The organism is Ensifer sp. Root1252 (assembly GCF_001425885.1).
Lineage (GTDB): Bacteria > Pseudomonadota > Alphaproteobacteria > Rhizobiales > Rhizobiaceae > Ensifer > Ensifer canadensis.
Window position 1 is genome coordinate 487,495 of sequence record NZ_LMDT01000034.1, and the last position, 24,885, is coordinate 512,379.

28 protein-coding genes are annotated in these 24,885 nt (G+C 61.7%); 11 read left to right on the top strand and 17 right to left on the bottom strand.

The annotated features are described in order from the left end of the window. Positions 1-86: 86 nt before the first annotated feature. Together mutY and ASD02_RS29150 are read left to right on the top strand one after the other, a co-directional pair. Positions 87-1,178: an A/G-specific adenine glycosylase gene (gene mutY / locus ASD02_RS29145; RefSeq protein ID WP_025426201.1), complete on the top strand. Its 1,092-nt coding sequence runs from the start codon at positions 87-89 to the stop codon at positions 1,176-1,178. Positions 1,179-1,223: 45 nt separating this feature from the next. Then, positions 1,224-1,841, top strand: a complete 618-nt coding sequence (locus ASD02_RS29150) for an HAD family phosphatase (protein WP_038575950.1) — start codon at positions 1,224-1,226, stop codon at positions 1,839-1,841. 159 nt (positions 1,842-2,000) lie between these two features. On the opposite strand, the gene ASD02_RS29155 is transcribed toward ASD02_RS29150, so the two are convergent. The 3 genes from ASD02_RS29155 to ASD02_RS29165 form a co-directional block, all read right to left on the bottom strand. Further along, the gene (locus ASD02_RS29155) at positions 2,001-3,131 is read right to left on the bottom strand and encodes a site-specific DNA-methyltransferase (RefSeq protein ID WP_025426200.1); all 1,131 of its coding nucleotides are present in this window, start codon (positions 3,129-3,131) and stop codon (positions 2,001-2,003) included. Positions 3,132-3,269: 138 nt separating this feature from the next. Next, positions 3,270-3,617 (bottom strand): antibiotic biosynthesis monooxygenase, encoded by a 348-nt coding sequence (locus ASD02_RS29160; RefSeq protein ID WP_025426199.1) that lies wholly within the window; start codon positions 3,615-3,617, stop codon positions 3,270-3,272. Positions 3,618-3,621: 4 nt separating this feature from the next. Next, positions 3,622-3,942 (bottom strand): NIPSNAP family protein, encoded by a 321-nt coding sequence (locus ASD02_RS29165; protein WP_025426198.1) that lies wholly within the window; start codon positions 3,940-3,942, stop codon positions 3,622-3,624. 80 nt (positions 3,943-4,022) lie between these two features. Here ASD02_RS29165 and ASD02_RS29170 point away from each other — a divergent pair, with 80 nt between their 5' ends. Continuing rightward, positions 4,023-4,703: a winged helix-turn-helix domain-containing protein gene (locus tag ASD02_RS29170; RefSeq protein WP_025426197.1), complete on the top strand. Its 681-nt coding sequence runs from the start codon at positions 4,023-4,025 to the stop codon at positions 4,701-4,703. On the opposite strand, the gene ASD02_RS29175 is transcribed toward ASD02_RS29170, so the two are convergent. From ASD02_RS29175 to ASD02_RS29185, 3 genes are all read right to left on the bottom strand, one after another. Then, positions 4,683-5,078, bottom strand: coding sequence for a DUF1284 domain-containing protein (locus ASD02_RS29175; protein ID WP_025426196.1), 396 nt, complete (start codon positions 5,076-5,078; stop codon positions 4,683-4,685). The genes ASD02_RS29170 and ASD02_RS29175 overlap by 21 nt on opposite strands. After that, positions 5,075-5,668: a biotin transporter BioY gene (locus ASD02_RS29180; protein ID WP_025426195.1), complete on the bottom strand. Its 594-nt coding sequence runs from the start codon at positions 5,666-5,668 to the stop codon at positions 5,075-5,077. The genes ASD02_RS29175 and ASD02_RS29180 overlap by 4 nt, the downstream gene beginning before the upstream one ends. A 225-nt stretch (positions 5,669-5,893) precedes the next feature. After that, positions 5,894-6,562, bottom strand: a complete 669-nt coding sequence (locus tag ASD02_RS29185; RefSeq protein WP_057211508.1) for a GntR family transcriptional regulator — start codon at positions 6,560-6,562, stop codon at positions 5,894-5,896. Positions 6,563-6,741: 179 nt separating this feature from the next. Between ASD02_RS29185 and ASD02_RS29190 the strand changes: the two genes are divergently transcribed. Together ASD02_RS29190 and ASD02_RS29195 are read left to right on the top strand one after the other, a co-directional pair. After that, positions 6,742-7,437: an HAD family hydrolase gene (locus ASD02_RS29190; RefSeq protein WP_025426193.1), complete on the top strand. Its 696-nt coding sequence runs from the start codon at positions 6,742-6,744 to the stop codon at positions 7,435-7,437. A 226-nt stretch (positions 7,438-7,663) separates the two neighbouring features. After that, a complete protein-coding gene (locus tag ASD02_RS29195) occupies positions 7,664-8,770 on the top strand; it encodes an ABC transporter substrate-binding protein (RefSeq protein ID WP_025426192.1) in 1,107 nt (368 codons plus the stop codon). 177 nt (positions 8,771-8,947) lie between these two features. Here ASD02_RS29195 and ASD02_RS29200 read toward each other — a convergent pair whose 3' ends face one another. Then, positions 8,948-9,496: a hypothetical protein gene (locus ASD02_RS29200; RefSeq protein WP_025426191.1), complete on the bottom strand. Its 549-nt coding sequence runs from the start codon at positions 9,494-9,496 to the stop codon at positions 8,948-8,950. Between the two features lie 279 nt (positions 9,497-9,775). Between ASD02_RS29200 and thrC the strand changes: the two genes are divergently transcribed. The 4 genes from thrC to ASD02_RS29220 all read left to right on the top strand — a co-directional run bounded on the left by thrC (position 9,776) and on the right by ASD02_RS29220 (position 16,204). After that, positions 9,776-11,176, top strand: coding sequence for a threonine synthase (gene thrC, locus ASD02_RS29205; protein WP_057211510.1), 1,401 nt, complete (start codon positions 9,776-9,778; stop codon positions 11,174-11,176). Between the two features lie 16 nt (positions 11,177-11,192). Further along, positions 11,193-12,494 carry a pitrilysin family protein gene (locus tag ASD02_RS29210; protein WP_025426189.1) on the top strand — a complete coding sequence of 434 codons (1,302 nt, stop codon included), beginning with the start codon at positions 11,193-11,195 and terminating at the stop codon, positions 12,492-12,494. Between the two features lie 192 nt (positions 12,495-12,686). Then, positions 12,687-13,298, top strand: coding sequence for a GNAT family protein (locus ASD02_RS29215; RefSeq protein ID WP_025426188.1), 612 nt, complete (start codon positions 12,687-12,689; stop codon positions 13,296-13,298). After that, positions 13,298-16,204: an EAL domain-containing protein gene (locus ASD02_RS29220; RefSeq protein WP_025426187.1), complete on the top strand. Its 2,907-nt coding sequence runs from the start codon at positions 13,298-13,300 to the stop codon at positions 16,202-16,204. The genes ASD02_RS29215 and ASD02_RS29220 overlap by 1 nt, the downstream gene beginning before the upstream one ends. A 119-nt stretch (positions 16,205-16,323) precedes the next feature. On the opposite strand, the gene ASD02_RS29225 is transcribed toward ASD02_RS29220, so the two are convergent. Further along, positions 16,324-16,929 carry a YqgE/AlgH family protein gene (locus ASD02_RS29225; RefSeq protein ID WP_025426186.1) on the bottom strand — a complete coding sequence of 202 codons (606 nt, stop codon included), beginning with the start codon at positions 16,927-16,929 and terminating at the stop codon, positions 16,324-16,326. Between the two features lie 169 nt (positions 16,930-17,098). Here ASD02_RS29225 and ASD02_RS29230 point away from each other — a divergent pair, with 169 nt between their 5' ends. Together ASD02_RS29230 and ASD02_RS29235 are read left to right on the top strand one after the other, a co-directional pair. Beyond that, entirely contained in the window at positions 17,099-17,947 is an 849-nt protein-coding gene (locus tag ASD02_RS29230; RefSeq protein ID WP_025426185.1) for a protein-disulfide reductase DsbD domain-containing protein, read from the top strand. Between the two features lie 139 nt (positions 17,948-18,086). Then, a complete protein-coding gene (locus ASD02_RS29235) occupies positions 18,087-18,572 on the top strand; it encodes a peroxiredoxin (RefSeq protein WP_025426184.1) in 486 nt (161 codons plus the stop codon). 46 nt (positions 18,573-18,618) lie between these two features. On the opposite strand, the gene rnhA is transcribed toward ASD02_RS29235, so the two are convergent. The 9 genes from rnhA to ASD02_RS29280 all read right to left on the bottom strand — a co-directional run bounded on the left by rnhA (position 18,619) and on the right by ASD02_RS29280 (position 24,880). Continuing rightward, positions 18,619-19,083, bottom strand: a complete 465-nt coding sequence (gene rnhA, locus ASD02_RS29240; protein ID WP_025426183.1) for a ribonuclease HI — start codon at positions 19,081-19,083, stop codon at positions 18,619-18,621. Next, entirely contained in the window at positions 19,080-20,060 is a 981-nt protein-coding gene (locus tag ASD02_RS29245; RefSeq protein ID WP_025426182.1) for a homoserine kinase, read from the bottom strand. Before ASD02_RS29245 ends, rnhA begins: the two co-directional genes overlap by 4 nt. A 36-nt stretch (positions 20,061-20,096) precedes the next feature. Then, on the bottom strand, positions 20,097-21,104 hold the full coding sequence (ispH, locus tag ASD02_RS29250; protein WP_025426181.1) for a 4-hydroxy-3-methylbut-2-enyl diphosphate reductase: 1,008 nt from the start codon (positions 21,102-21,104) through the stop codon (positions 20,097-20,099). A gap of 3 nt (positions 21,105-21,107) precedes the next feature. Next, the gene (locus tag ASD02_RS29255; protein ID WP_025426180.1) at positions 21,108-21,473 is read right to left on the bottom strand and encodes a DUF1304 domain-containing protein; all 366 of its coding nucleotides are present in this window, start codon (positions 21,471-21,473) and stop codon (positions 21,108-21,110) included. Positions 21,474-21,627: 154 nt separating this feature from the next. Beyond that, positions 21,628-22,311 carry an SURF1 family protein gene (locus ASD02_RS29260; protein ID WP_239637574.1) on the bottom strand — a complete coding sequence of 228 codons (684 nt, stop codon included), beginning with the start codon at positions 22,309-22,311 and terminating at the stop codon, positions 21,628-21,630. A gap of 52 nt (positions 22,312-22,363) precedes the next feature. Next, a complete protein-coding gene (locus ASD02_RS29265) occupies positions 22,364-22,747 on the bottom strand; it encodes a DUF983 domain-containing protein (RefSeq protein ID WP_025426178.1) in 384 nt (127 codons plus the stop codon). After that, entirely contained in the window at positions 22,744-23,238 is a 495-nt protein-coding gene (locus ASD02_RS29270) for a L,D-transpeptidase family protein (protein WP_057211512.1), read from the bottom strand. Before ASD02_RS29270 ends, ASD02_RS29265 begins: the two co-directional genes overlap by 4 nt. Before the next feature lie 99 nt (positions 23,239-23,337). Further along, complete coding sequence (locus tag ASD02_RS29275; RefSeq protein WP_025426176.1) at positions 23,338-24,216, bottom strand: cytochrome c oxidase subunit 3; 879 nt, start codon at positions 24,214-24,216, stop codon at positions 23,338-23,340. A gap of 64 nt (positions 24,217-24,280) precedes the next feature. After that, positions 24,281-24,880, bottom strand: coding sequence for a cytochrome c oxidase assembly protein (locus tag ASD02_RS29280; protein ID WP_025426175.1), 600 nt, complete (start codon positions 24,878-24,880; stop codon positions 24,281-24,283). Positions 24,881-24,885: the final 5 nt, after the last annotated feature.

Sequence of the window (24,885 nt, forward strand, 5' to 3'; positions counted from 1 at the left end):
ACTTTCTGTATGCAATGTCGATTGAGCCTTGATGCGCCGGCTCGCCTTCTCCAAGTATAGGCCGGAAAAGGAACTTCCGGCAAATCATGGCAAATACGATCACGGCGGCGAAGGCCGCTCCGCTTCTTCTTGAATGGTACGACCGGCACCACCGCGAGCTTCCGTGGCGGGTCTCGCCGTCGATGGCGCGGCAAGGCGTGGTCGCGAACCCATACCATATCTGGATGTCGGAGGTCATGCTGCAGCAGACGACCGTGCAGGCGGTGAAGGCCTATTTCGAGAAGTTCCTGACCTTGTGGCCGGCGGTCGAAAATCTCGCCGCCGCCGACAATGAAGACGTGATGAAGGCCTGGGCCGGCCTCGGCTACTACGCACGGGCGCGCAACCTGAAGAAATGCGCCGAGGCCGTCGCCCGCGATCATGGCGGCCGTTTCCCGGACACGGAAGAAGGGCTGAAGGCCCTGCCCGGCATCGGCGACTATACGGCCGCCGCCGTCGCCGCCATCGCCTTCAACCGCCAGAGCGCCGTACTTGACGGCAATGTCGAGCGGGTGATCTCGCGGCTCTATGCCATCGAAACGCCGCTGCCGGCGGCCAAGCCGGAAATGCGTAGCCAAGTCGCGGCCTTGACGCCCACCGACCGGCCCGGCGATTTCGCCCAGGCGATGATGGATCTCGGCGCGACGATCTGCACGCCGAAGCGCCCCGCCTGTTCGCTCTGTCCCTTCCGGCCACACTGTCTGGCGCTTTCCGTCTCCGACCCCGAGACTTTTCCGCGCAAGGCAAAGAAGAAGGACAAGCCGCTGAGGCTCGGCGCCGCCTTCGTGGCGATCGATGCCCGCGACACGGTCTATCTGCGCAAGCGCAGCGAAACCGGCCTACTCGGTGGCATGACCGAAGTGCCCGGCACGGCGTGGACGGCGCGGCAAGACGGCGAGACTTCAGTCGAGGCCCAGCCCTTTGCGGCGGCCTGGGAAGACTGCGGCACGATCACCCATGTGTTTACGCATTTCGAGTTGCGCCTGTCGGTCTACCGGGCCAATGTCGCGCGCGCCGAGACCGGAAACGACGGCTGGTGGGAGCCGGTCGCTTCGCTGAAAACCCAGGCGTTGCCGACGGTTATGAAGAAGGCGATCGCCCAGGCGATACCAGATGCCTTCAAGGCCGAGCGCGTCTAGCGTAGACGCGCGGCGCTGTAAAAGTTCGTAAAGAGGAACAGGTTCATGAGCAGCATCGAAATCCGCCACATCGTCTTCGACATCGGCAGGGTGCTGATCCACTACGACCCGAATCTGCCTTTCAGCCGCATCATTCCCGACGAGGCCGAGCGGCAGTGGTTCTTCGCCAATGTCTGCTCCCACGACTGGAACATCGAGCAGGACCGCGGCCGCTCCTGGGAAGAAGCCGAGGCTCTGCTGATCAAGGATCACCCTGAACGGGAAGAGCATATCCGCGCCTTCCGCAAGCACTGGCAGGAGATGGTCCCGCACGCCTATGTCGAAACGGTTTCCCTGATGGAGAACCTGATCGCCGAGGGGCGCGACGTGACGATGCTGACCAACTTCGCCTCCGATACGTTCCGCGAGGCGCTGCAGCTCTATCCGTTCCTCACCCTGCCGCGCGGCGTCACCGTGTCGGGCGATGTCGGCCTGATCAAGCCGGATGTGGCGATCTACGAGACTCATGCCCGCAACTTCGACCTCGATCCGCCAGCGACACTGTTCATCGACGACAGCATGCCCAATGTCGAGGGCGCGCGCCTCGCCGGCTGGTACGCGGTGCATTTCACCGACCCGGAGAAGCTGAAGGCCGATCTCGCGGCCTATGGCATCCAGCGCTGACATGGCAGCGCGCCAATAGCTGGAAGTCCCCGAGGTTGAGGGAAACATACAAACGCCCGGAAACCTTGCGGATTCCGGGCGTTTAAAGCTCTCCTTCCGGGACTGAAGGTACAAAAACCGGGCAGAGGGCTTTTCGAAGGACCTGGCGGAACTGGTTGATCAGTTCAGTTTTGCCAGGTCATTTCGAATGACGGTTCTGAGTTCGTCGATGGGCTTCAGGATGTTCCCATCTTCGAAGTGCCAGAATGTCCATCCATTGCAGGCATCCAGACCCTGGACCTTGGCGCCCAGGCGATGAATGGAGCCGGCCTCGCCACCGGAGGCAAGCGTGCCGTCGGCGCGCACGATGGCACTATGACGCCGCCTGGCGTCGGTCAGGACGGTGCCGGGCTTGATCAATCCGCTTTCGATCAGCGTATTGAATGCCACGCGCGGCTCGGCCTTCTTGCCGGTCATCACAGAAAGCATGGCCTTGCCGAGCGGCTCGACGGCGTCGATGCGCGCCGATGCCGCGTCGATGTAATCCTGTTCGCGCTCGATACCGACGAAGTGACGGCCGAGGCGCTTGGCAACGGCGCCGGTGGTGCCGGAGCCGAAGAACGGATCGAGGATGACGTCGCCGGGCTTGGTCGATGCCATCATGATGCGGGCAAGCAGCGCTTCCGGCTTCTGGGTCGGGTGCACCTTCTTGCCATCGTCGCCCTTGAGGCGCTCGTGACCCGAGCAGATCGGAAACAGCCAATCGGAGCGCATCTGCACGTCGTCATTGGCCGCCTTCATTGCATCGTAGTTGAAGGTGTAGCCCTTGGCGCTGGCGTTCGGCGTCGCCCAGATCAGCGTTTCATGGGCGTTCTGGAACCGGCGGCCCTTGAAGTTCGGCATCGGGTTGGTCTTGCGCCAGATGATGTCGTTGAGGATCCAGAAATGCAGGTCCTGGAGGATGGCGCCGACGCGGAAGATGTTGTGGTAGGAGCCGATGACCCAAAGCGTTCCGGTCGGCTTCAGCACGCGACGGCAGGCAAGCAGCCAGGCGCGGGTGAAGGCGTCATAGGCTTCGAAGGAAGCAAACTGGTCCCACTCGTCATCGACGGCGTCGACGACCGACTGGTCGGGGCGGGTCAGCATGCCGCCAAGCTGCAGGTTGTAGGGCGGATCGGCGAAAACGACATCCACCGAATTGTCGGGAAGCGCATTGAGCGCTGCCACGCAGTCACCCTTGATGATGGAATCGAGCCAGCCCAGCGGACGGGTGGAACGGGAGACTTCGGCAAGCGAAACAACTGATGACATGGACAACTCGCAAATACGCTTACTCGGGACGGACTATGGAGCGTATGGTTACCGAAGATGGTTACCAAAGCCTGAAGGTCATCAGGAAAAATTTTGTAATTGCGATGCATAGCCAACCGCTTGGCATGCCGATGGCCCTCAAGCCTCGTGGAAGGCGCGGCTGTCGACCGGCGCCTGATGCCGCTCGTTCATGCCATAGTCGCGAACGACTGACGCGATGCGCAGACGGTAGTCGGCAAAGACGCCGTGACGGCCGGCCTCCTGGGCGGCGCGGTGCTCGGCGCCGTTGCGCCATTCCTTAACGGCGGCCTCATCGCGCCAGAACGAAAGCGACAGGACCTTGTTCGGATCGGCAAGGCTTTGAAAGCGCTCGATCGAGATGAACCCGTCGATGCCGTCCAGCAGCGGGCGCAGGTCGGCGGCGATGCCGAGATAGGTATCGCGACGACCCTCGGCCGGCAGTACTTCAAAGATAACGGTGATCATGAGCTCAGTCCCTTCCAGCCGGTGACGAAACGTTTTTCAGGAAGATGCGATCCTCCTTCAGAATAAAACGCTCTTTGCGCGCGAATGCGTAGTTCTCGCTGCCCAGAGGGTCGGCGGCAAGCCGGGCGCGATAGGCCTCATAGGCAGCAAGGCTGTCGATATTGTAGACGCCATAGGCGGTTGTCGCCGAACCTTCGTGCGGCCCGAAATAGCCGATCAGGTCGGCGCCGCAGCGCGGGATCGCCTCACCCCAGTTGCGGGAATAGGCGGCGAATTCCTCCTTCTTGAAGGGGTCGATTTCGTAGCGGATGAAGCAGGTGATCATCTTGAGTTCCTCGTGTTTGTCTTTCGATGAACCCACTATGCCCGCTTGCCGGCCTTTGATGCTTCGATTACCATCGAAGTATGAAGGAAGGTCCAGACATCGCACTCATCGGCTCGCTGATCGGCGACCCTGCCCGCGCCAACATGCTGACCGCGCTGATGGCCGGGCGCGCACTGACGCCGACGGAGCTTGCGGCCCATGCCGGCATCACGCTGCAGACGGCGAGTTCCCATCTTTCCAAGCTCGAGGCCGGGGGCCTGCTGACCCAGCGTAAACAGGGCCGTCACCGCTACTACCAGCTGGCCGAAGACGAGGTCGGGCTGATGCTAGAGAACCTCATGGGATTTGCCGCCAGCCGCGGCATGAACCGGCATCGCCCCGGGCCCAGGGATCCGGCCCTGCGCAAGGCCCGTGTCTGCTACAACCACCTAGCCGGTGACTACGGCGTGCGCATGCTCGACAGCCTGATCGCGGCGAAACAGATCGAGGTCGCCGGCGACGATCTCGCCTTGACCGATACGGGCCAGATCCGCATCGAGGCGCTCGGCATAAGCTACGCATCGCTGAAGAAATCCCGCCGGCCAATCTGCCGAACTTGCCTCGACTGGAGCGAGAGACGCTCGCATCTGGCAGGCTCGCTGGGCGAGGCGCTGCTGACGCTGTTCATCGACAAGGGCTGGGCAAAACGCGAGAACAACAGCCGCGCCATCCGCTTCACCGATAGCGGCGAAAGGGCCTTTTCAGACCTCTTCCCGCAGTGAACACGGGTCCGTGCCTGCTCGCACCAGAACATCCCTAAAACCGCTATCGGCAACGCGGCTACAGAGGCCGGCCCATTCGCATTCGACACAGACCGCCGCGGCCTTTCCGTCGGCGACTGATCTGTCGAGGATGTTCGCGATGGCCGCGAGTGCAAGACTGTCTCGCCGTGCAATGCTGTCTTCCCGGCAATGGGCACCGGCGTCACACAACATCGGCACGCAAATATCGTCCGGGCCGTCGACAACCGTGACGCTTTCACCTGACGACAGGCGTTCGGCGATCCTGACATAGTTGCGCGTGAACGTGGGCGTGTAGCCCTCGCCCACGAAGGTCAGCAGGCACAGCAGATGGTGCCCGCGCAGCCGGACCGTCAAAGCAGGTCCGTCGGCTTCTGCACATAGCGCTGGACGGCTTTCAGCACGGCCGCCGCAAGTGCCGACTTCAGCACCGCGCCGAGCACGAAGGGCGCAGCACCGAGTGCGATTGCCTGTTCGAAACCGATCAACGTCGCAAGCCAGGCGGCGCCAACTGCAAGGCACAGCATGTTGGCGGCGAAATGGGCGGAGAAGCTCAGGACAACGCGATCGCCGGTCCAGCCGCGCTGTGCCAGCCAGCCGGCGATACCAGCGACCAAAGGAAAGGCGGCGAGATAACCGGCCGTCGGCCCTGCGAAATGGGCAAGACCGCCGGCGCCATTGGCAAGAACCGGAAGCCCGAGCATGGCCTCAGTCAGCCAGGTAAGGACGGTGGCAACGCCAAGCCGCCAACCATAGATGACGCCGATCATCGTGATGGCAAAGGTCTGCATGGTCACCGGCACCGGGACCATCGGCACGCTGATCTGCGAGGAGAGCGCGAGAAAGCCGGTGCCGAGAAGCACGAACAGCGCCTTGACCGGCCAGGCTTTACCGTCGAGGCGGAGCGGATCGAAGAGGGGCGCGTGGGCGGAAGCGAGATTGGACATCTGGGTCTCCGTAGGTTGCATTCACGATTATAGATAATTTTTTATTCTATCTATAAGATGGCCGCACTAGCCCCGACTGACGTACCAGTCAATCCGAGACGAACCGACAACGGCGCGCAAAATCGCACGTCGATTCCATCAACAGACTGAAAAACAAGGCAAATAAATTATCTATAATTTTGCGCCCATGGCGGCGACCCAAGCGTAACGGTTGCGCTCAAAGACCTATCCGACGATGGAAAACGCCTCTCGCGTCTCGCCGGCAGCTGTCTTGACCGGCGTCTTGCCAATCCAGCCGACATGGCGCGCGAGGATTTTGGCTGCCTCGTCGCCCCGCCCTTCCCGCAAGGCGGCAAGGATCGCGCGGTGGTCATGGTCGGTGCGCGCTTCCCAGCTGCTCCTCCAGGCCGAAAACAGAAAGCGGGCGCTGGCGGCATGCAGGTCGTCGATCGAGGCGAGCAGTCGCGGCATGCCGCAGGGCTCCAGGATCAGCCGATGGAAAGCGCGGTTGGCAGCCTCCCAGGAACGGACGTCGCGCGACGTGTCCGCGGCGACCGTTGCCGCCTCGGCACGATCGAGGATGGCAGCGGTCAGATGTGGGATCGCATGGCGCAGCGCCAGCACCTCGAGAACCGCCCGCATTTCGGCGACCTCGCGGACTTCCTTGAGGTCGAACGCCGCAACACGAACGCCGCGACGTGGCTCGCTGACGGCAAGCCCCTGCGCCTCCAAAAGCCGGAACGCTTCGCGCACCGGCACGTGGCTGGCGCCGAATTCCTCGGCGATGTGATCCTGGCGCAGGCGCTCGCCCGGCGTCAGCACACCCGAGATGATCCTCTCGGCCAGTACCCGGCTGATGCGGCTTGCGATCGTATCGTCCCGTTGCTTGTTCATCGGCTACAGATAGAGGTGCCGGCAGGACCTGTCGAGCAAGCGACTGCAGCCTTTCGACGATTTCCAAAGGTTGAGATTTCGGCCGCCATCGTATAAACCTTCGGCGTACAAAAGCACGCGCCGCGAAAGCGATCTCCCCCTGCCTGTGGCGCCTCCTTCTCCCAGGGAAACTGACCTAAATGAACGGTATCGACCTCATCATCTTCGATTGCGACGGCGTTCTCGTCGATTCGGAAATCATCGCCTCGGAAGTCGAGGCGGCCCTTTTGACCGAAGCAGGCTATCCGATCAGCACCGAGGAGATGGCAGAGCGCTTTGCCGGCATGACCTGGCAGAACACGCTGCTGCAGATCGAAAAGGAAGCGAGCATCCCGCTTTCGGCCTCGCTCATCAGCAAGGTCGACACGATCCTCGACGAACGCCTCGCGCGCGATCTCAAGATCATCGAAGGCGTCAAGCCGATGCTGGCGCAGCTGACGCTGCCGCACTGCATCTGCTCCAACTCGACCTCGGCGCGGCTCGCGATGATGCTCGGCAAGGTCGGGATCAAGGATCATTTCGGCCGCCATATCTATTCCGCCCGCGACCTTGGAGCGGACCGCGTCAAGCCGAAGCCGGACATCTTCCTGCACGGCGCCAAGCAGATGGGCGTCGCCCCTTCCCGCATCCTGGTCATCGAGGACTCCGTTCACGGCATCCATGGAGCGCGCGCAGCGGGCATGCGCGTCGTCGGCTTTACCGGCGGCTCGCACACCCATCCCTCGCATGCCGACCAGCTGACCGATGCCGGCGCCGAAACGGTGATTTCCCGCATGTCGGCGCTGCCGGGCGTGATCGCCGCTCTATCCGAGTGGTCGGAGTCGATGACGGCCTGATCCGGCAAAGCCGGGCGCTAGCCGCTACAGACCCTTTCGCTCCGGATGTTCACCGGGGCGGGAAAAAGCTCTCGGCCATCACGGCGGGCGTCCGATTAGGCGCCGAGGGACAGGATGTCACATTGATGTGCCATGGCTGTCCCTCCGAAGATCTCCCCGGTTTTCGCACCGCGCACGAGGGCCATATCAGCCAAGCCCCTCAGGGGTATTTCTAGGAGGAAACATCATGCGTCTTTCAATGTTGACGGGCCTGACCCTGGCGGCCAGCGTTGCCTTCGGGCCGTTCGCCTTTGCCGATATCACCGTTGGCGTCATCACGCCGCTCACCGGCCCGGTCGCGGCCTATGGCGAGCAGGTCAAGAACGGCGCGGAAGCTGCCGCGGAGGAGATCAACAAAGCCGGCGGCATCAACGGCGAAAAGATCGTGCTGAAGATGATGGACGATGCCGGCGACCCGAAGCAGGCCGTATCGGTAGCAAACCAGGCTGCTGGTGAAGGCATCCACTTCGTCGTCGGTCCGGTGCTTTCAGGCACCTCGATGGCGGCGTCCGACGTTCTCGCCGAAAACGGCATCCTGATGATAACGCCGACGGCGACCACGCCCGATCTGACCACCCGCGGTCTGTGGAACGTGCTGCGCACCTGCGGTCGCGACGACCAGCAGGCTGAGGTTGCCGCTGCCTATGTGGTCAAGAACCTTAAGGACAAGCGCGTCGCCGTCCTGCACGACAAGGCTCCCTACGGCAAGGGCCTCGCCGACGGCTTCAAGAAGGGGATCAACGCAGGCGGTATCACCGAAGTCGTCTACGAAGGCCTCAACCCGGGCGACAAGGACTTCAGCGCCATCGTCACCCGTCTGAAGGCGGAAAAGGTCGATGTCGTCTACTTCGGCGGCTATCATCCGGAAGGCGGCCTGCTCGCACGCCAGATGCGCGACCAGGGTGTGACAGCGCAGATCTTCGGCGGCGACGGCCTGTCGAACACCGAGTTCTGGGCGATCGGCGGCGACGCTGCGACCGGCACGATCTACACCAACGCAAGCGACGCGACCCGCAACCCGGCGTCGGCTCCGGCCGTCGAGGCACTGAAGGCGAAGAACATTCCGGCCGAAGCCTTCACCCTTAACGCCTATGCGGCAGTGCAGGTCCTGAAGGCCGGCATCGAAAAGGCCGGCTCCGCCGAGGATGCGACCGCCGTTGCGACCGCGATCAAGTCCGGCGAAGCGATCGACACCGTGCTCGGCAAGCTCACCTACGGCGAAGCTGGCGACCTCACCTCGCAGGCTTTCTCGCTCTACAAGTGGGAAGGCGGCAAGAGCGTCGCTGCCGAGTAATCCGGTACAGTCACCAAATGAAAACGCCGGGGCTTGCCCCGGCGTTTTTCGTTTCAGGCAGCTGCTACAGCGCCGCGCATCTTAATTAGACGCGCAAAAGTTGCGTAGCACTTTGAATTGCTGCATGTTTTTATCCTTAAATCGAATAGGATTTAAGGAAACATGCGGCAGAGCCGCTTACTTCTTGCGCTTTGCCGGCGGACCTTCGTCGAAGCCGACGAAGACCTTGGCGTTGGAGCCTGCGCCGGCCGGGAGCGCGACGTCCGTCTTGGTGAAGACGAACTGCGTCGAGCCGTTTGCCGGGATCTCAACGACATGCTGCGTCAGCTCGGAATAGAGCGTCTTGTCTTCGTCGACCGCTGCGACGCGGATCGGCATTGTGATCTTGCCGGGACCGCCTGCGGGACCGCTGACGACCCGACCCTGAACCACGACGGTCACCGTGAGCGCGGTTTCGCTCTGCACGCATTGCCGCGTCGTATCGGCGAGCGACGCCTGATAGATGACCTTGGTCGGATCGTCCTTGCCGCCCTTGGCGTAGGTGCGGAACGACGAGGTGCCTTCTCTCAAAACCACCTGCGGGCATGCAGCCTGGACAACGGCCGGCGTAGCTGCTGCGGCACTGCCGCCCGCATCGATCGCTCCGCCGGATTGCGTCTTGTTACAGCCGGCGAGGATCGCGAGAAAGGATATTGCGAGGACAGGCCGGGATACTTTGCCAAACACGTTGAACAACCTCTACTGAACCGGTTGAAACTCCTTGACCGAAATCTCGGCCGGAAGGCCTTTCATGGCCTTCGGGCATCGTCTATAGCAGCGGCGAATTGAAAAATCGATCGGGTCAGCCATCTCGATCGGAATTTTCCGAAACGACGCTCGGGCCGGAAATTGCATTGGTGACAAGAATGCGTGGGGACTTTGTCAAGGACTGACGCAATAAGACAGACGCGCTGCGGCCGGTTCGCATAGGGTCGCCGCGATCCGAAGGCAAGACGAAGGACTAGGATGGTGAAGTATATCTCGACGCGCGGCGAGGCCGCCCCTCTCGGCTTCTGCGATGCGCTGCTTGCGGGCCTTGCGCGCGACGGCGGTCTCTACCTTCCCAGGGAATGGCCGACGCTGTCGAAGAAAGAAATCCGGGCGCTGCGCGGCAAGTCCTATCAGGATATCGCCTTTGCCGTGCTCGAGCCCTTCATCCACGGTGAGATCCCCTCAGCGAAGTTTCGCGAGATGATCGACGAGGCTTACGCGACCTTCCGTCATCCCGCCATCGCGCCTCTCGTCCAGACCGGCCCCAATGCCTTCGTCATTGAGCTGTTCCACGGCTCGACGCTTGCGTTCAAGGACGTGGCGATGCAGCTGCTGGCCCGCCTGATGGACTATGTGCTCGCCGAGCGCGGTGAACGGGCGACCATCGTCGGCGCGACTTCGGGCGATACCGGAGGTGCTGCCATCGACGCCTTTGCCGGTCGCGAACGTACTGACATCTTTATCCTCTTCCCGCATGGCAAGGTCTCTGCCGTTCAGCAGCGCCAGATGACGACATCGAAGGCCGGCAACGTCCACGCCATCGCCGTGAAAGGCAATTTCGACGATTGCCAGAACCTGGTCAAAGGCATGTTCAACGACGCGGCCTTCCGCGATCGCGTCAAGCTTTCGGGCGTCAACTCGATCAACTGGGCGCGGATCATGGCCCAGATCGTCTATTACTTCACGACGGCGATCGCGCTCGGCGGCCCGGACCGCAAGATTTCCTTCACTGTGCCAACAGGCAATTTCGGCGATATCTTCGCCGGCTACGTCGCCAAGCGCATGGGCCTGCCGATCGACAAGCTTGTTGTCGCCACCAATGAAAACGACATTCTCGCCCGCACGCTGAAGACCGGCCGCTACGAAATGCGCGGGGTCAAGGCGACCACGTCTCCGTCGATGGACATCCAGATCTCGTCCAATTTCGAACGGCTTCTGTTCGAAGCCAACGATCGCGATCCGGCCGAAGTCCGATCCGCGATGGACAGCCTCAAGCAATCAGGCTCCTTTGCCATCCGCGAAAAGGCGCTGAAGGCGATCCGCAAGGAGTTCCAGGCCGGGCGCGCCTCCGAAAAGGACGTCGCCAGGACCATTGCCAAGACCTTGGAGAAAACCGGCTACCTGCTCGACCCGCACAGCGCCATCGGCGTCTTCGTGGCGGCCAAGCACGAGAAGGCGTCGGCCCCAATGGTGACGCTTGCAACCGCCCATCCCGCGAAATTCCCCGACGCCGTAAAATCGGCAAGTGGTATTGACCCGGCGCTTCCGACGTGGCTTGCTGACCTGATGAACAGGGAGGAGCGTTTCGATATCCTGGATGCGGATTTGAAGAGCGTCGAGACCTTTATCGGCGAGCGCACCCGTCTCCAGGGGTAAGAACGAGAAGAAACGTATGATGAAAGTTGAGTGCACCCGGCTCCCTTCCGGGTTGACGGTGGTAACCGAGCAGATGCCGCACCTTGAAAGCGTGGCGCTCGGCGTGTGGATCAAATCGGGCTCACGCAACGAAACCGTGGGCGAACACGGCATCGCTCATCTGCTTGAGCACATGGCTTTCAAAGGCACCGGCCGGCGCACCGCCCGCCAGATCGCCGAGGAAATCGAGAATGTCGGCGGCGAAGTCAACGCCGCGACCTCGACCGAAACGACATCCTATTACGCACGCGTCCTCAAGGATCACGTGCCGCTGGCCGTCGACATCCTTGCCGACATCCTCACCGAATCGAGCTTCGACGAGGAAGAGCTGCGCCGTGAAAAACAGGTGATCCTGCAGGAGATCGGCGCTGCCGACGACACGCCCGACGATGTCGTCTTCGATCGTTTCGCCGAAACTGCCTATCGCAACCAGACGGTCGGACGCCCGATCCTCGGCACGCCGGAGACGGTGATGTCGTTCTCCGCCAACCAGATCCGCCAATATCTCGGCCGCAACTACACCACCGACCGGATGTTCGTCGTCGCGGCCGGCGCCGTCGAGCACGAGGCTTTCGTGCGCCAGGTCGAGGAGCGCTTCTCGACGCTGCCGCGCACGCCGCTGGCAACGCCGGTTCTCGAAACCGCGATCTATACTGGCGGCGAAAGCCGCGAGACCCGCGACCTGATGGACGCGCAGATCCTGCTCGGGTTCGAAGGCAAGGCCTATCACGCCCGCGACTTCTACTGTTCGCAGATCCTCGCCAACATCCTCGGTGGCGGCATGTCTTCGCGCCTATTCCAAGAAGTGCGCGAGCATCGTGGCCTCTGTTACTCGGTCTATGCCTTCCATTGGGGCTTCTCCGATACCGGCATCTTCGGCGTGCATGCGGCAACCGGCGGCGAGAACCTGCCGGAGCTGATGCCCGTGATTGTCGACGAACTGCGCAAGTCGTCGATGAACATCGAACAGCAGGAAATCGAGCGCGCCCGCGCCCAGATCCGCGCCCAGCTGCTGATGGGCCAGGAAAGCCCGGCCGCACGCGCTGGCCAGATCGCCCGCCAGATGATGCTTTATGGCCGCCCGATCCCGAACGACGAACTGATGGAGCGCCTGTCTGGCATTACCATCGAGCGTCTGACCGATCTGGCAGGTCGCCTGTTCTTCGACACCGCCCCGACGCTGTCGGCGATCGGACCACTCGAACAGCTGGCGCCGATGAACGACATCCTGTCGTCACTGACAGGAAAAACCACCGTCGCGCACGCCGTCGCAAGCTGATCCGGACCACCGGATCTCGGCCGGGACTGCCATGGCGCCCGGCCGGCGAAGTGTTTGCGACTTTTCGTAAAATCGGATTCGATTTGTGCGCAAAGTTGTGCAACGCTCGGATTTGCGACAGCGCAAAGGGCGCCGTGCGCCGGGCGGTTAAGGATCTTCCGCGCGTTCAACTGGAAGGCCTCGGAGGCACATATGACACGATCGGTTTTTCGGTTCCTGTCGCGACAGCCCGAGACGATCGAGATCGCCAACCAGGATTACCTGCTCCGCCTCCCCCGTTACGCCGATTATCGCCAATGGTACCACCTTCGAAGCGAGAGCCGCGGCTTTCTGGAACCGTGGGAACCGACCTGGCGCGCCGACGAAATGACGGAAAGCGCCTTTCGCGGCCGCGTCATCCGCAATGAGCAGGAATTCGCATCCGGCCAGGCCGTACCGCTTTTTCTTTTCCACAAGCCCGCGGAGACCCTGCTCGGCGGGATCACCATCGGCCACATCCGTCGCGGTGCCGGGCAAAACTGCATGATCGGCTACTGGATGGGCGAGCGTCATGCCGGCCACGGCCACATGTTTGCCGCCCTCAAGCTTGCGATTCCCTACATCTTTTCGAGCCTTGAGTTGCACCGTATTGAAGCAGCCTGTATTCCGGAGAACTCAAGAAGCATCCGGCTCCTTGAAAAGGCCGGTTTTGAGCGTGAAGGCTACTTAAGACAGTACTTGAGGATTAACGGGCAATGGCGTGACCATGTGCTTTTCTCTCTCCTGTCCGATGATGCCGTACCGAACAGGAAATTGCCCCTTTGATGCCTCTAACCCGCTCGCCCTTCGCATGGTCAGCCTCGAAGCTGGCAGCGTTTCTGATCGCTCTCACGACGCTGTTCTGCGCCTTTAGCGGCATTGCCCATGCTCTTGAGCCGGTCAAGATTTCACGCGAAGACACCGCACTCGACCTGACCGCGACGACCGAGATCTATAGCGGCCGCAGCGAAGCCTTCCAGGTTTCGACGGCGCCAGGCGCTGACGGTATCGTCCGGCGCATCGAAGTGCGTTCCAGCACCGAGAACCACCAGGGCGACTGGGCGGTTTTCGCGCTCGCCAACGTTTCGGGCGAACAGCTCGACCGCGTGATCGTCGCGCCGCATTTTCGCCTGGTGAATTCCAAGCTCTTCTGGCCCGACCTCGGGTCGCAACGCATGCTGTCGATCACGCCGAGCGAGGGCTTTGCGCTCGAACGGCTGCCGAGCGACGATTCGGACGTCTTCCAGATCACGCTCAACCCAGGCGCGGTCATCACCTTCGTCGCAGAGCTGGCGACGCCTGAGCTGCCGCAGATCTACCTCTGGCAACCGGACGCCTACAAGGACACGGTCAACGCCTTCACGCTCTATCGCGGCATCGTTCTCGGCATCGCCGGCCTGCTCGCGGTGTTCCTGACGATCCTGTTCGTGGTCAAGGGAACCTCGATGCTGCCGGCAACGGCAGCACTCGCCTGGGCGGTGCTTGCCTATATCTGCGTCGATTTCGGCTTCTTGTCCAAGCTCATCAGCGTCACGGCCGGCGACGAGCGAATATGGCGAGCGGGAACCGAGGTGTTCCTCGCGGCAGGCCTGGTGATCTTTCTCTTCACCTATCTCAACCTCAATCGCTGGCACCAGCATCTGGGTTATGCGACACTCGCCTGGATCCTCGGCCTTGGCCTGCTCTTCGGCGTTGCGGTCTATGATCCGGCAATCGCATCGGGTATCGCCCGCCTCTCATTCGCACTGACGGCAACGGTCGGGATCGTGCTGATCGCCTATCTCGGCTTCAACCGTTACGACCGCGCCATCCTGCTGGTCCCCGCCTGGCTGCTCATTCTGGTCTGGCTGTTCGGCGCGTGGCTGACCGTCACCGGCCAGCTGGCAAACGACATCGTCCAGCCAGCACTTGGCGGCGGCCTCGTCCTGATCGTGCTCTTGATCGGCTTCACCGTCATGCAGCACGCCTTTGCCGGCGGCGCCTACCAGCAGGGCCTGTTCTCCGATCTTGAGCGCCAGTCGCTGGCGCTGACGGGTTCCGGCGATACGGTCTGGGACTGGGATGTGGCGCGTGACCGCGTCGTCACCATTCCCGATATCTCCCTGCAGCTCGGTCTCTCCATGGGCTCGATGCACGGCCCCTTGCGCAACTGGTTGCCGCGCCTGCACCCCGATGACCGCGATCGCTTCCGTGCCACGCTCGACGTCCTGCTCGAACACCGCCGCGGCAAGCTCAACCACGAATTCCGTGTACGTGCAGAGGATGGCCATTATCACTGGCTGTCGATCCGCGCCCGCCCGGTGCTTGGCGCCAATGGCGAGATCATCCGCTGCGTCGGCACGATCATCGACATCACCGAGCAGCGCAACTCGGTCGAACGTCTGCTGCACAACGCGCTGCATGACAATCTGACCGGCCTTCCCAATCGTCAGGTCTTCCTCGACCGCCTGCAGGCCATCCTGCTGATGGCCGACACCACGACCGCACGCCCGACCGTTCTGGCGATTGATATCGATCGCTACAAGCAGGTCAACGACCTGCTCGGCATTGCCGCCGGTGACAACATCCTGATCGCACTGACGCGCCGGCTGCGCCGGCTGCTGCGCCCGCAAGACACGCTCGCGCGCCTCGGCGGCGACCAGTTCGGGCTGATCCTGATGTCGGAGCGCGACCCGGCCAAGGTCGCCGATTTCGCCGACGCGGTCAGCAAGGCGATCATGGTGCCGCTCAACTATGGCAACCGCGAAATCAACCTCACCGCGTCCATCGGCCTCGTCTCCTGGCTCGACCAGGAGCAGAGCGCTGCCGGCCTGATCGACGACGCGGAGCTTGCGATGTTCCGCGCCAAGAAGGAAGGCGGCAACCGCGTCGAGCCTTTCCGTCCAGCCTTTAGAACCTCCGGCTCGGATCGCATGCAGCTCGAAGCCGATCTCAAGCGAGCGATCGAGCGCAAGGAACTGTCGCTGGTCTACCAACCGATCGTGCGGCTCAGCGACGCCGAGATTGCCGGTTTCGAGGCGCTGATGCGCTGGGATCACCCCAAGCGCGGCAATGTCTCGCCGACCGAGTTCATCCCGATCGCCGAGAATTCCGACCTGATCAACCAGCTCGGCATGTTCGCATTCGACAAGGCGACCAGCGACCTCACGGAATGGCAGATCCAGACCGGCGATCTGCCGATCTTCGTGTCGATCAATCTCTCCAGCGCGCAGCTGCTCAACAACGAGCTCTATGACGACGTTCGTGCCGTGCTGAACAAGAACCGTTGCGACCCGGCCAAGGTGAAGATGGAGCTGACCGAATCTCTTGTCATGGAGAATCCGGAGCAGGCGCGGTTGGTGCTTGAGAAGCTGAAGGAAGCCGGCTTGAAGCTGGCGCTCGACGACTTCGGCACGGGCCACTCGTCGCTCTCCTATCTCACCCGCTTCCCCTTCGATACGATCAAGATCGACAAGGCGCTGGTGCGAGACCCGAGCGATAAGCGCGGCATTCTGCTGCGCTCGGTGATCACCATGGCACGCGAACTCGACATGCAGGTTGTGGCCGAAGGCATCGAGTCCGAGGAAGACGCTATCCAGCTTTCACAGATGGGCTGCGACTACGGCCAGAGCTTCCTGTTCGGCCCGCCGATCGGTTCGGAGTCGATCCTGCGGCTGTTGAAAGAGCGATTTCCGCTGATGAAACGGGCTTAAGCTCCACAAGGGTGCGCCACTGCAAGGCTGCGGATACACGCAGCCTCGGATGTCTCATGGACGAATCTGATTGAGGCAATCTGGATTACAGTTCATGGCCGGATCTTCGGCGCCGGGTATCAGGCGTGGCCGGCCTCGATCGACAGCATCGCCGGGCTGACGCCCATCAATGCCAGAGCGCGATCGTATTTGTCGCCGAGCGCCTTGTCGAAGATCAGCTCTTCGCGCGCCGGGCAGGTCAGCCAGCCGTTCTGGGTGATCTCCGCCTCAAGCTGGCCGGGACCCCAGCCGGCATAACCCAGCATCATCGTCGCCCGGTGCGGCCCCTCCCCGCGCGAGATCGCACGGACGATGTCGAGCGTGGCGGTCAGGCAGATATCGTCGCTGACCGGAATGCTGGAATCGCTTAAATAATCGTCAGAGTGCAGCACGAAACCACGCCCGGTCTCGACCGGGCCGCCCGCCTGAATCTGGAAATCGCGGGTCATCGCCGGCAGACGGATTGCCTCGTCCTCGTCGAGGATTTCGAGGTGCATCAGCACATCGGGGAAGGTCAGCTGCTGCGGCCGGTTGAGGATGAAGCCCATGGCGCCGTCGTCCGAATGGGCGCAGATGAAGATGACGGTGCGGGCAAAATTCGTGTCAAACATCCCAGGCATGGCGATCAGGAACTGACCGTCAAGGAAACCGCGTTCCCGTTTCTTCTGTGCCATGGGTATCGCCATAATGCGGACAGCCTACCAATTCGTCGCGAAATGAAAAGCGCTTCAACGTCGCGACCGCCAAATAATGCACGTACCGCGTTTACCCTGTTCTGCTTGATCAAACATTTATGATCTCCGCGCCCAAAGGGGCGTCTGGAGCGTTGCCGGCAAAAGCGATATTGCTTTGGCCATGATCAAACGTCCCACATATCAGAACATGGTCCAGCGCATCGGCACGGCAAGCCTTCTCCTCGCATTTTTTCTGCCTGCCAGCGCCCAGGCGGCGACCAGCGAATGGATGACATCAACCGGCGGCATGATCCGCATTGTTGCCGCGCCATTGCAAAAGGATGGCACGATCCCGGCGACGCTCGAGGTCAAGCTGAACCCCGGCTGGAAGACCTATTGGCGCGAGCCCGGCGCTAGCGGCATTCCCCCGCAGATCACGCTTGATCCGGCCGAAGGAGTCGTTCTTGAAAAGATCGGCTTTCCCGTGCCCAAGACCTTCGACGACGGGGTGGTGCGCTATGTCGGCTACGACAAGTCAGTCGCCTTCCCCTTGACGCTGAAGCGCCTGCACGGCAAGGGAGACGTGAAGATCCGCGCCTCGGTGTTCCTCGGGATCTGCGAGGACATCTGCATCCCGGTGCAGGGCGAACTGAATCTGACGCTCAAGCATGACGACTTCGACAACCCGCTCGATGCCGCCCGCATCGACGGTGCAGTCGCCGCCCTGCCGGAACCGCCCTCCGAGGATTTCAAGGTGACAACCGCCGTTTATGACGAGCACAAGGCAGCGGTGCGCCTCTCGTTGAAGCTACCGCCGGACACCGGCAAGGAGCACCGCGAACTGTTTCTTGCCGGCGCCTCAGGCGTCTCCTTCGGCAAGCCGGCAATCACTCAGGCGGAAGGTGCGGAGCTAAAGGCCGAGATCCCCGTTCGGCTCTCCGGCAAGGATAAGACGCTGAAGGGAAAGCCGGTCATCCTCACCGTGCGCGCCGGCGGGCGCAGCATGGAAACGACCCTTGCCTTTGATTGATGCGCCTCTATAGTCTTGCCGGTTTCAGGCGGTTGGGTCCAAAAACAATCGCCGGAGACACCCGGACGCACAACTCAAGCCGCGACAACGCCCTGCCGGAACGCCGGTCTGGCCATGCGCGCAACGCAAGGAGAATGCCGTGACCATTGCCGTCGGAGACAAGCTGCCCGCTGCTACCTTCAAGGAAAAGACCGCCGATGGTCCGGTGGAAGTGACGACCGAACAGCTTTTCAAGGGCAAGCGCGTCGTGCTCTTTGCCGTGCCGGGCGCCTTTACCCCCACCTGCTCGCTCAACCATCTGCCCGGCTATCTCGAAAACCGTGACGCGATCCTGTCGCGCGGTATCGATGATATCGCCGTGGTTGCCGTCAACGACCTGCATGTCATGGGTGCCTGGGCGACATCGTCGGGCGGCATGGGCAAGATCCACTTTCTCTCGGACTGGAATGCCGCGTTCACCAAGGCACTCGGCATGGATATCGATCTGTCCGCCGGCACGCTCGGCGTCCGCTCCAAGCGTTATTCGATGCTTGTCGAAGACGGCGTGGTGAAGACGCTCAATCTTGAGGAAAGCCCGGGCCAGGCGACCGTATCGGGCGCCGCCGCGATGCTGGAGCAGCTCTAGGCTTAGACGTCACTGCGAATGAAAAACGGGCCATGCGGCCCGTTTTTCATTTTGCGAGAGGATCCGGACGGCGCCCCTTCTTGTAGGGCTCCATGCCCTTGCGGGCGAGTTCGTCGGCGCGCTCGTTTTCCGGATGGCCGGCATGGCCCTTAACCCAGTGCCAGGTGACTTTATGGCGGCGGTTGGCCTCGTCCAGCGCCTGCCAGAGTTCGCCGTTCTTCACCGGCTTCTTGTCCGCGGTCTTCCAGCCGTTTTTCTTCCAGCCGTGGATCCACTTGGAGATGCCGTCCATCACATATTTGCTGTCGGTATGCAGGTCGACCTCGCAGGCGTTCTTCAGCGCATCCAGCGCCGAGATCGCCGCCAGAAGCTCCATGCGGTTGTTGGTCGTTTCCGCCTCGCCCCCGCACATATCCTTTTCCACCTCGCCGTAGCGCAGCACCGCGCCCCAGCCGCCCGGCCCGGGGTTGCCCGAGCAGGCGCCGTCCGTAAAAATATCAACGTGTTTCATGCAGAGGTCTCTTCGATCCGGAGGCCGTATTCGGCGCTGGAAACGATCGCCCGGTGGAACCGGATCTTCGTCAAATATTCGAGCGGATCCTTCTTCACCACCAAGGCGCCGGCCGGCGTCATCAGCCAGTCGTAGAGGCGCGTCAGGAAGAAGCGCAGTGCCGAACCGCGGCAGAGCAGCGGCAGGGCTTCGACCTCATCCGCCGTCAGCTTGCGCACGCTCTCATAACCCGAAAGCAGCGCCATGCCCTTGGTGATATTGTAGGAGCCGTTCTTTTCGAAGCACCACGAGTTGAGGCAGACCGCCACATCGTAGGCGAGATAATCGTTGCAGGCGAAATAGAAGTCGATCAGGCCGGAAAGCTGGTCGCCGAGGAAGAAGACATTGTCGGGGAACAGATCGGCATGGATGACACCATCCGGCAGCGATTTCGGCCAATGGCTCTCGAGATGCGCAAGCTCGGCGGAAATCTCGTCCTTAAGGCCGGTCTGCACCTCGTCGGCGCGCGCCTCGGAATTGACCCATAGCGGCCGCCAACCGCCGACCGAAAGCGCATTGGTGCGCCTCAGGTCGAAGCCCTGGCTAGCGACATGCATCTCAGCCAACGCCCTGCCGACCTCGCGGCAATGCTTGGCCTCCGGCTTGCGAAGCCACATGCCTTCGAGGAACGAAATCATGGCGGCCGGACGGCCGGACAATTCGCCCAGCAGTTCGCCGTCGGAGCGCGGCAGGGGCAGCGGACAGGAAAGCCCGCGATCGGCCAGATGATGCATCAGCCCCAGGAAGAACGGCAGGTCACCTGCGTTCACCCGCTTCTCGTAGAGCGTGAGGATATAGGCGCCCTTTGTCGTGTGCAGCAGGAAGTTGGAGTTTTCGACCCCCTCGGCGATGCCCTTGTAGGACGTCAGCTGGCCGACGTCATAGGCCTCGAGAAAGGCGCTCAGGTCGTCTTCCGTGATATCGGTGTAAACTGCCACGGTCGTTCACTTTCAAATGCGGGCAAGATATGCGGGTTATTCGCCGTTGACGAAGGCCATGTCGGCGGCGGTCAGCGGCACGTGCCGGATCTCGCGGTTGACGAGGAAGTTCTCATTTTCCTCGACGGTGTCGGCAAGTTCAACGACGGCGTCGTAGCGCTCGCGGAACGCCTCGATGATCTCGTTGACGATGACCTCAGGCGCCGATGCGCCGGCAGACAGGCCGACGGTCGAGATTTCGCCGATCGAATCCCAGTCGATTTCCGCTGCCCGCTGCACGAGAACGGACTTTTTCGCGCCGGCTTTCAGCGCCACTTCGACCAGGCGCTTGGAGTTCGACGAGTTCGGCGCACCGACAACCAGGAACAGATCGCAGCCGGGTGCCGCCTGCTTGACCGCTTCCTGGCGGTTGGTGGTGGCATAGCAGATCGAGTCCGCAGCCGGCGCAGTCAGATTGGGGAAGCGCTCATGCAGCCGCTTGATGACCCCGGCAGTGTCGTCGACGGAGAGTGTGGTCTGGGTAACAAAACCGAGATTTTCCGGATCCGGCGGCATATAGACGTCCGCATCCTCGATCGTCTCGACGAGCGATACCGCGCCTTCCGGCAGTTGCCCCATGGTGCCGATGACTTCGGGGTGACCGGCATGGCCGATCAGCACCACGTGGCGGCCCAGCCGGTTGTGGCGCATCGCCTGCTTGTGCACCTTAGAGACCAGCGGACATGTGGCGTCGAGATAGAAGAGATTGCGTGTATCGGCATCCGCAGGCACCGATTTCGGCACGCCATGGGCGGAAAACACCACCGGCTGCTTGCGATGCTCCGGCGGGATCTCGTCGAGTTCCTCGACGAAAATGGCACCCTTGGCTTCCAGCCCTTCGACCACATAACGATTATGCACGATCTCGTGGCGAACATAGACCGGCGCGCCGAATTCCTTCAGCGCCAGGACGACGATCTGGATCGCCCGGTCGACGCCGGCGCAGAAACCGCGCGGCCCGCAAAGGCGAATGGTGATCGGGGATTTTGCCGCGGATGATGCCATGGATCAGGATGCCAGTAGAACGAAAACAAGGGCTGCAATCGCCGGGCCGCCCTGGATCAACAGGATGCGCGGCTTGACGGACCACGCGCCATATATAGCGGCAACGATCACGCACACAAGGAAGAACACCTTCAACTCGAAGGCAAATGACGCCTCCGGCTGCAGAAGAGACCAGAAAAGACCAGCTGCGAGAAAGCCGTTGTAAAGCCCCTGGTTGGCGGCGAGCACCCGGGTCGCTTCCGCCTGCTCCACCGTCATGCGGAACACCGAACGTCCCTCAGGCCTCGTCCACAGAAACATCTCCAGCACGAGAAAACCGAGATGCAACAGCGCCGTCAGCGCGATCAGGATCGTCGATATCAAACCCATTCCACATGTCCCCCAACTGCGTCGGTCAGGGATAGCACGGCGCTACAGCCTGTTTCCTTAAGTCCTATTCGATTTAAGGATAAAAACATGCAGCAAATCAAAGTGCTACAGCGACCTTTGCGATAATAAGACGCGCGGCGCTGTAGAGGCCCGCCTATGGCTTGCGCCGCATCAGAAAAACGCCGCTGACGACGACCAGGGCTCCGGCAAGACCGTACCAGGTCAGCGCGTATTGCAGATGGCTGTTCGGCAGGTCGAACTGGGTAACGCCGCCGATCGGAAGCCCACCCGGATTGGGCGTAGCATCGGCGTCGACGAAGAACGGTACGACCTTCTCGGCGGGAAGCCCGACCGAAGATGCCATCGTGTCGAGGTCCTTCCAGTAAAAGATATTCTTGGCGAGGTCATTGTCCGGGACCAGCGACGACGGCTTTTCGGCGAGCTTCGGCCTTGCGAGGCCATGGATGGCCACGGACGCCGGAAGCTCGCCCGCGAGACGGGTCGACGAATCCTTCAGTTCGAAGGGAACGAAACCGCGGTTGACGAACAAGGCACGGCCGTCCTCGATATTCAGCGGCGTAAAGACATAGTAGCCGGTGCGACCGTTGTAGGTCGCGAAGAAGTGCCGCTCCTTGCTGTGGTCGAAGGTGCCGGAAACATTGACGGTGCGATAATCGATATCGCCGCCTTCGGCTGAAATCTTTTCGACCTCGGCAAGCGTCACCGGCGGCGCCGACCGCCGTTCAGCGATCGCTTGAAGCAGGCCCTCTTTCCAGTGCAGCCGCTGCATCTGCCAGGTGCCGAGCGAAATGAGGATGGCGAAGACGATAGCGAGCACGGCGAATGCGCCGAGGCGCGCAACAAGGCTGCCCTTCTTCCTGGTCTCGATCTCAGCCACGGTCGATCTCGCCGGGCCGCGCGTTGTTGCGATACTGCAGGTTGATAAGGATGCCCTTCAGCATGCGCGTCAGGCCGAGGCTGAGCACGATCGCCAGCGGTATCCAGAGCAGGAAATGCAGCCAGAGCGGTGGATTGAGGTTTACCTCCATCCACAGTGCCGCACCGACGACGATGAAGCCGACAATCAGGATGACGAAGACGACAGGACCATCGCCGGAATCGGCGAAACGATAGTCGAGATCGCAGCTGGCGCAGGCGGGCTTTACCGTCAGGAACCCATCGAACAGCTTTCCCTGGCCGCATCGCGGGCAATGGCCTTTGATACCTGCCATGACCGGGTCGACCGGCGGATAGAGGGCTTTGTCGTCACTCACGGATTGATCTCGATCGGGGTGTTGTTGGGAACCAGGTCCCAGATTTCATCCATTTCGGCATTCGTAACCGCAATGCAGCCGTCCGTCCAATCGAACATCTGCGTCATAAACGCCAGCCAGCCGAAATAATTGCGCTGGCCGTGGATCATGATCATGCCACCGGGGTCGACGCCCTTAGCTGCCGCTGCCTTGATATCCTCGGGTCTCGGATAGGAGACGTGCATCGACAGGTGATAGCCGCTCTTGTCGTTGCGCCAATCGAGGACATAGAGGCCTTCCGGCGTTCGCCGGTCACCTTCGCGTTCCTTGTGACCGATGGGATTGCCGCCAAGCGCGACCGAATACTGGCGCAGCATCTCTCCACCCCGGTAGAGCTGCAGGATGCGCTTCTCCTTGTGCACCACCACGCGGTCGGCCGGATCGCCGGCAGAGGCTGAAAAGCATCCTGCCAGAAGCCAGGCCGTCGTCACCGCAGCCACGCGAATATTCATGTCGGCTCGCCCCATCGATTCCGCCGTAATGCAAACAAAAAATAAGGCGGCTGCATGGTCGCAGCCGCCTTATCGAGAAGAGCTTGCGCTCAAATCTTCTTACATGTGAGCGACCGGCGCGCCCCAACCACCCCAGATGTAGATGGAGAAGAAGAGGAACAGCCAGACGACGTCAACGAAGTGCCAGTACCAGGCCGCCGCTTCGAAGCCGAAGTGCTGCTTCGGCGTGAAGTCGCCACGCAGCGCGCGCAGCAGGCAGACGAGCAGGAAGATCGTACCAACGAGAACGTGGAAGCCGTGGAAGCCGGTCGCCATGAAGAAGGTCGCGCCGTAGATCGAGTCCTTGAAGGCGAACGGAGCGTGAGCGTATTCGTAGGCCTGGACGTAGGAAAACAGCACGCCGAGCACGACCGTCAGCGACAGGCCGTAGACGAGGCCCTTGCGGTCGTTGTGGAGCAGTGCGTGGTGCGCCCAGGTGACCGTCGTGCCGGAAAGCAGCAGGATGACGGTGTTGTAGAGCGGCAGATGCCAGGGGTCGAGAACCTCGATGCCCTTCGGCGGCCAGACACCACCGGTGAAGGCGGCGCGGGTTGCCTGAATGGCTTCGCCCGGGAACAGGCTGGCGTCGAAGTAGGCCCAGAACCAGGCGACGAAGAACATCACTTCCGAAGCGATGAACATGATCATGCCGTAGCGCAGGTGCAGCGAGACGACGCGGGTGTGGTGACCCTCGTGCGCTTCCTTCACCGTGTCCGACCACCAGCCGTACATGGTGTAGAGAACGACTGTGAGGCCGATGAAGAAGACCCACGGATTGGCAAGGTCAGCGCCGAACAGCTTGAAGGAGCCGCCCGAGAGATAGCGCATGTAGCCGACACCGCCGAACGCCATGACGAATGCGCCGATCGAGGCAAGCAACGGCCAGGGGCTCGGGTCGATGATGTGGTAGTCGTGATTCTTCTGATGTGCATCGGCCATGTCAGTAATCCCCGATAGGTCTTTCTCTTGTCGCCCTTTCGGCATAGCCGAAACGGGCCTCCAGTCAAAGTTTGTTCTCAGTTTCGCCCGTCTTCACCTGTGCGACCGGCTTCGACGGCTCGCGTGGGTAGAAGGTGTAGGAAAGTGTCAGTGTCTTGATGTCCTTGGTCTCTACCGCCTTGACCATGTCCGGATCGACGAAGAATACCACCGGCATCTCCATCTCCTCTCCCGGCTGCAGTGTTGTCTCGGTAAAGCAGAAGCATTGAACCTTGTTGAAATAGGCACCGGCCTGCATCGGCGTGACGTTGAACGTCGCCTGCCCGGTCGTCGGCTTCGACGAAAGGTTCTTGGCGCGGTACATCACCTGTACCGTCTCGCCGATCCGCACATCGATGTCGCGTTGAACCGGCCTGAACTCCCACGGCAGGCCGCCGGAGGTATTGGCGTCGAAGGTCACCTTGACCTTTTCGTCGAGAATGACATCCGATGCCTGCTCGACGCGCTGCGTCGTGCCGTTATAGCCGGTGACGCGGCAGAACATGTCATAGAGCGGCACGGCCGCATAGGCCATGCCGGTCATGCCGACGACGAAGGCAATGCAAGTACCGACGATAGCGCCGTTGGAGCGCTGCTTCTGCTGAGGGTCCTGAGAGGTCGTCATATCGC

Coding starts and splice junctions, on each gene's coding strand:
- mutY (WP_025426201.1), top strand. CDS start 87: ATGGCAAATACGATCACGGCGGCGAAGGCCGCTCCGCTTCTTCTTGAA.
- ASD02_RS29220 (WP_025426187.1), top strand. CDS start 13,298: ATGCCTCTAACCCGCTCGCCCTTCGCATGGTCAGCCTCGAAGCTGGCA.
- ASD02_RS29160 (WP_025426199.1), bottom strand. CDS start 3,617: ATGATCACCGTTATCTTTGAAGTACTGCCGGCCGAGGGTCGTCGCGAT.
- ASD02_RS29180 (WP_025426195.1), bottom strand. CDS start 5,668: ATGTCCAATCTCGCTTCCGCCCACGCGCCCCTCTTCGATCCGCTCCGC.
- ASD02_RS29195 (WP_025426192.1), top strand. CDS start 7,664: ATGCGTCTTTCAATGTTGACGGGCCTGACCCTGGCGGCCAGCGTTGCC.
- thrC (WP_057211510.1), top strand. CDS start 9,776: ATGGTGAAGTATATCTCGACGCGCGGCGAGGCCGCCCCTCTCGGCTTC.
- ASD02_RS29215 (WP_025426188.1), top strand. CDS start 12,687: ATGACACGATCGGTTTTTCGGTTCCTGTCGCGACAGCCCGAGACGATC.
- ASD02_RS29170 (WP_025426197.1), top strand. CDS start 4,023: ATGAAGGAAGGTCCAGACATCGCACTCATCGGCTCGCTGATCGGCGAC.
- ASD02_RS29185 (WP_057211508.1), bottom strand. CDS start 6,562: ATGAACAAGCAACGGGACGATACGATCGCAAGCCGCATCAGCCGGGTA.
- ASD02_RS29280 (WP_025426175.1), bottom strand. CDS start 24,880: ATGACGACCTCTCAGGACCCTCAGCAGAAGCAGCGCTCCAACGGCGCT.
- ASD02_RS29165 (WP_025426198.1), bottom strand. CDS start 3,942: ATGATCACCTGCTTCATCCGCTACGAAATCGACCCCTTCAAGAAGGAG.
- ASD02_RS29190 (WP_025426193.1), top strand. CDS start 6,742: ATGAACGGTATCGACCTCATCATCTTCGATTGCGACGGCGTTCTCGTC.
- ispH (WP_025426181.1), bottom strand. CDS start 21,104: ATGGCATCATCCGCGGCAAAATCCCCGATCACCATTCGCCTTTGCGGG.
- ASD02_RS29255 (WP_025426180.1), bottom strand. CDS start 21,473: ATGGGTTTGATATCGACGATCCTGATCGCGCTGACGGCGCTGTTGCAT.
- ASD02_RS29210 (WP_025426189.1), top strand. CDS start 11,193: ATGATGAAAGTTGAGTGCACCCGGCTCCCTTCCGGGTTGACGGTGGTA.
- ASD02_RS29230 (WP_025426185.1), top strand. CDS start 17,099: ATGATCAAACGTCCCACATATCAGAACATGGTCCAGCGCATCGGCACG.
- ASD02_RS29225 (WP_025426186.1), bottom strand. CDS start 16,929: ATGGCGATACCCATGGCACAGAAGAAACGGGAACGCGGTTTCCTTGAC.
- ASD02_RS29155 (WP_025426200.1), bottom strand. CDS start 3,131: ATGTCATCAGTTGTTTCGCTTGCCGAAGTCTCCCGTTCCACCCGTCCG.
- rnhA (WP_025426183.1), bottom strand. CDS start 19,083: ATGAAACACGTTGATATTTTTACGGACGGCGCCTGCTCGGGCAACCCC.
- ASD02_RS29270 (WP_057211512.1), bottom strand. CDS start 23,238: ATGAATATTCGCGTGGCTGCGGTGACGACGGCCTGGCTTCTGGCAGGA.
- ASD02_RS29150 (WP_038575950.1), top strand. CDS start 1,224: ATGAGCAGCATCGAAATCCGCCACATCGTCTTCGACATCGGCAGGGTG.
- ASD02_RS29275 (WP_025426176.1), bottom strand. CDS start 24,216: ATGGCCGATGCACATCAGAAGAATCACGACTACCACATCATCGACCCG.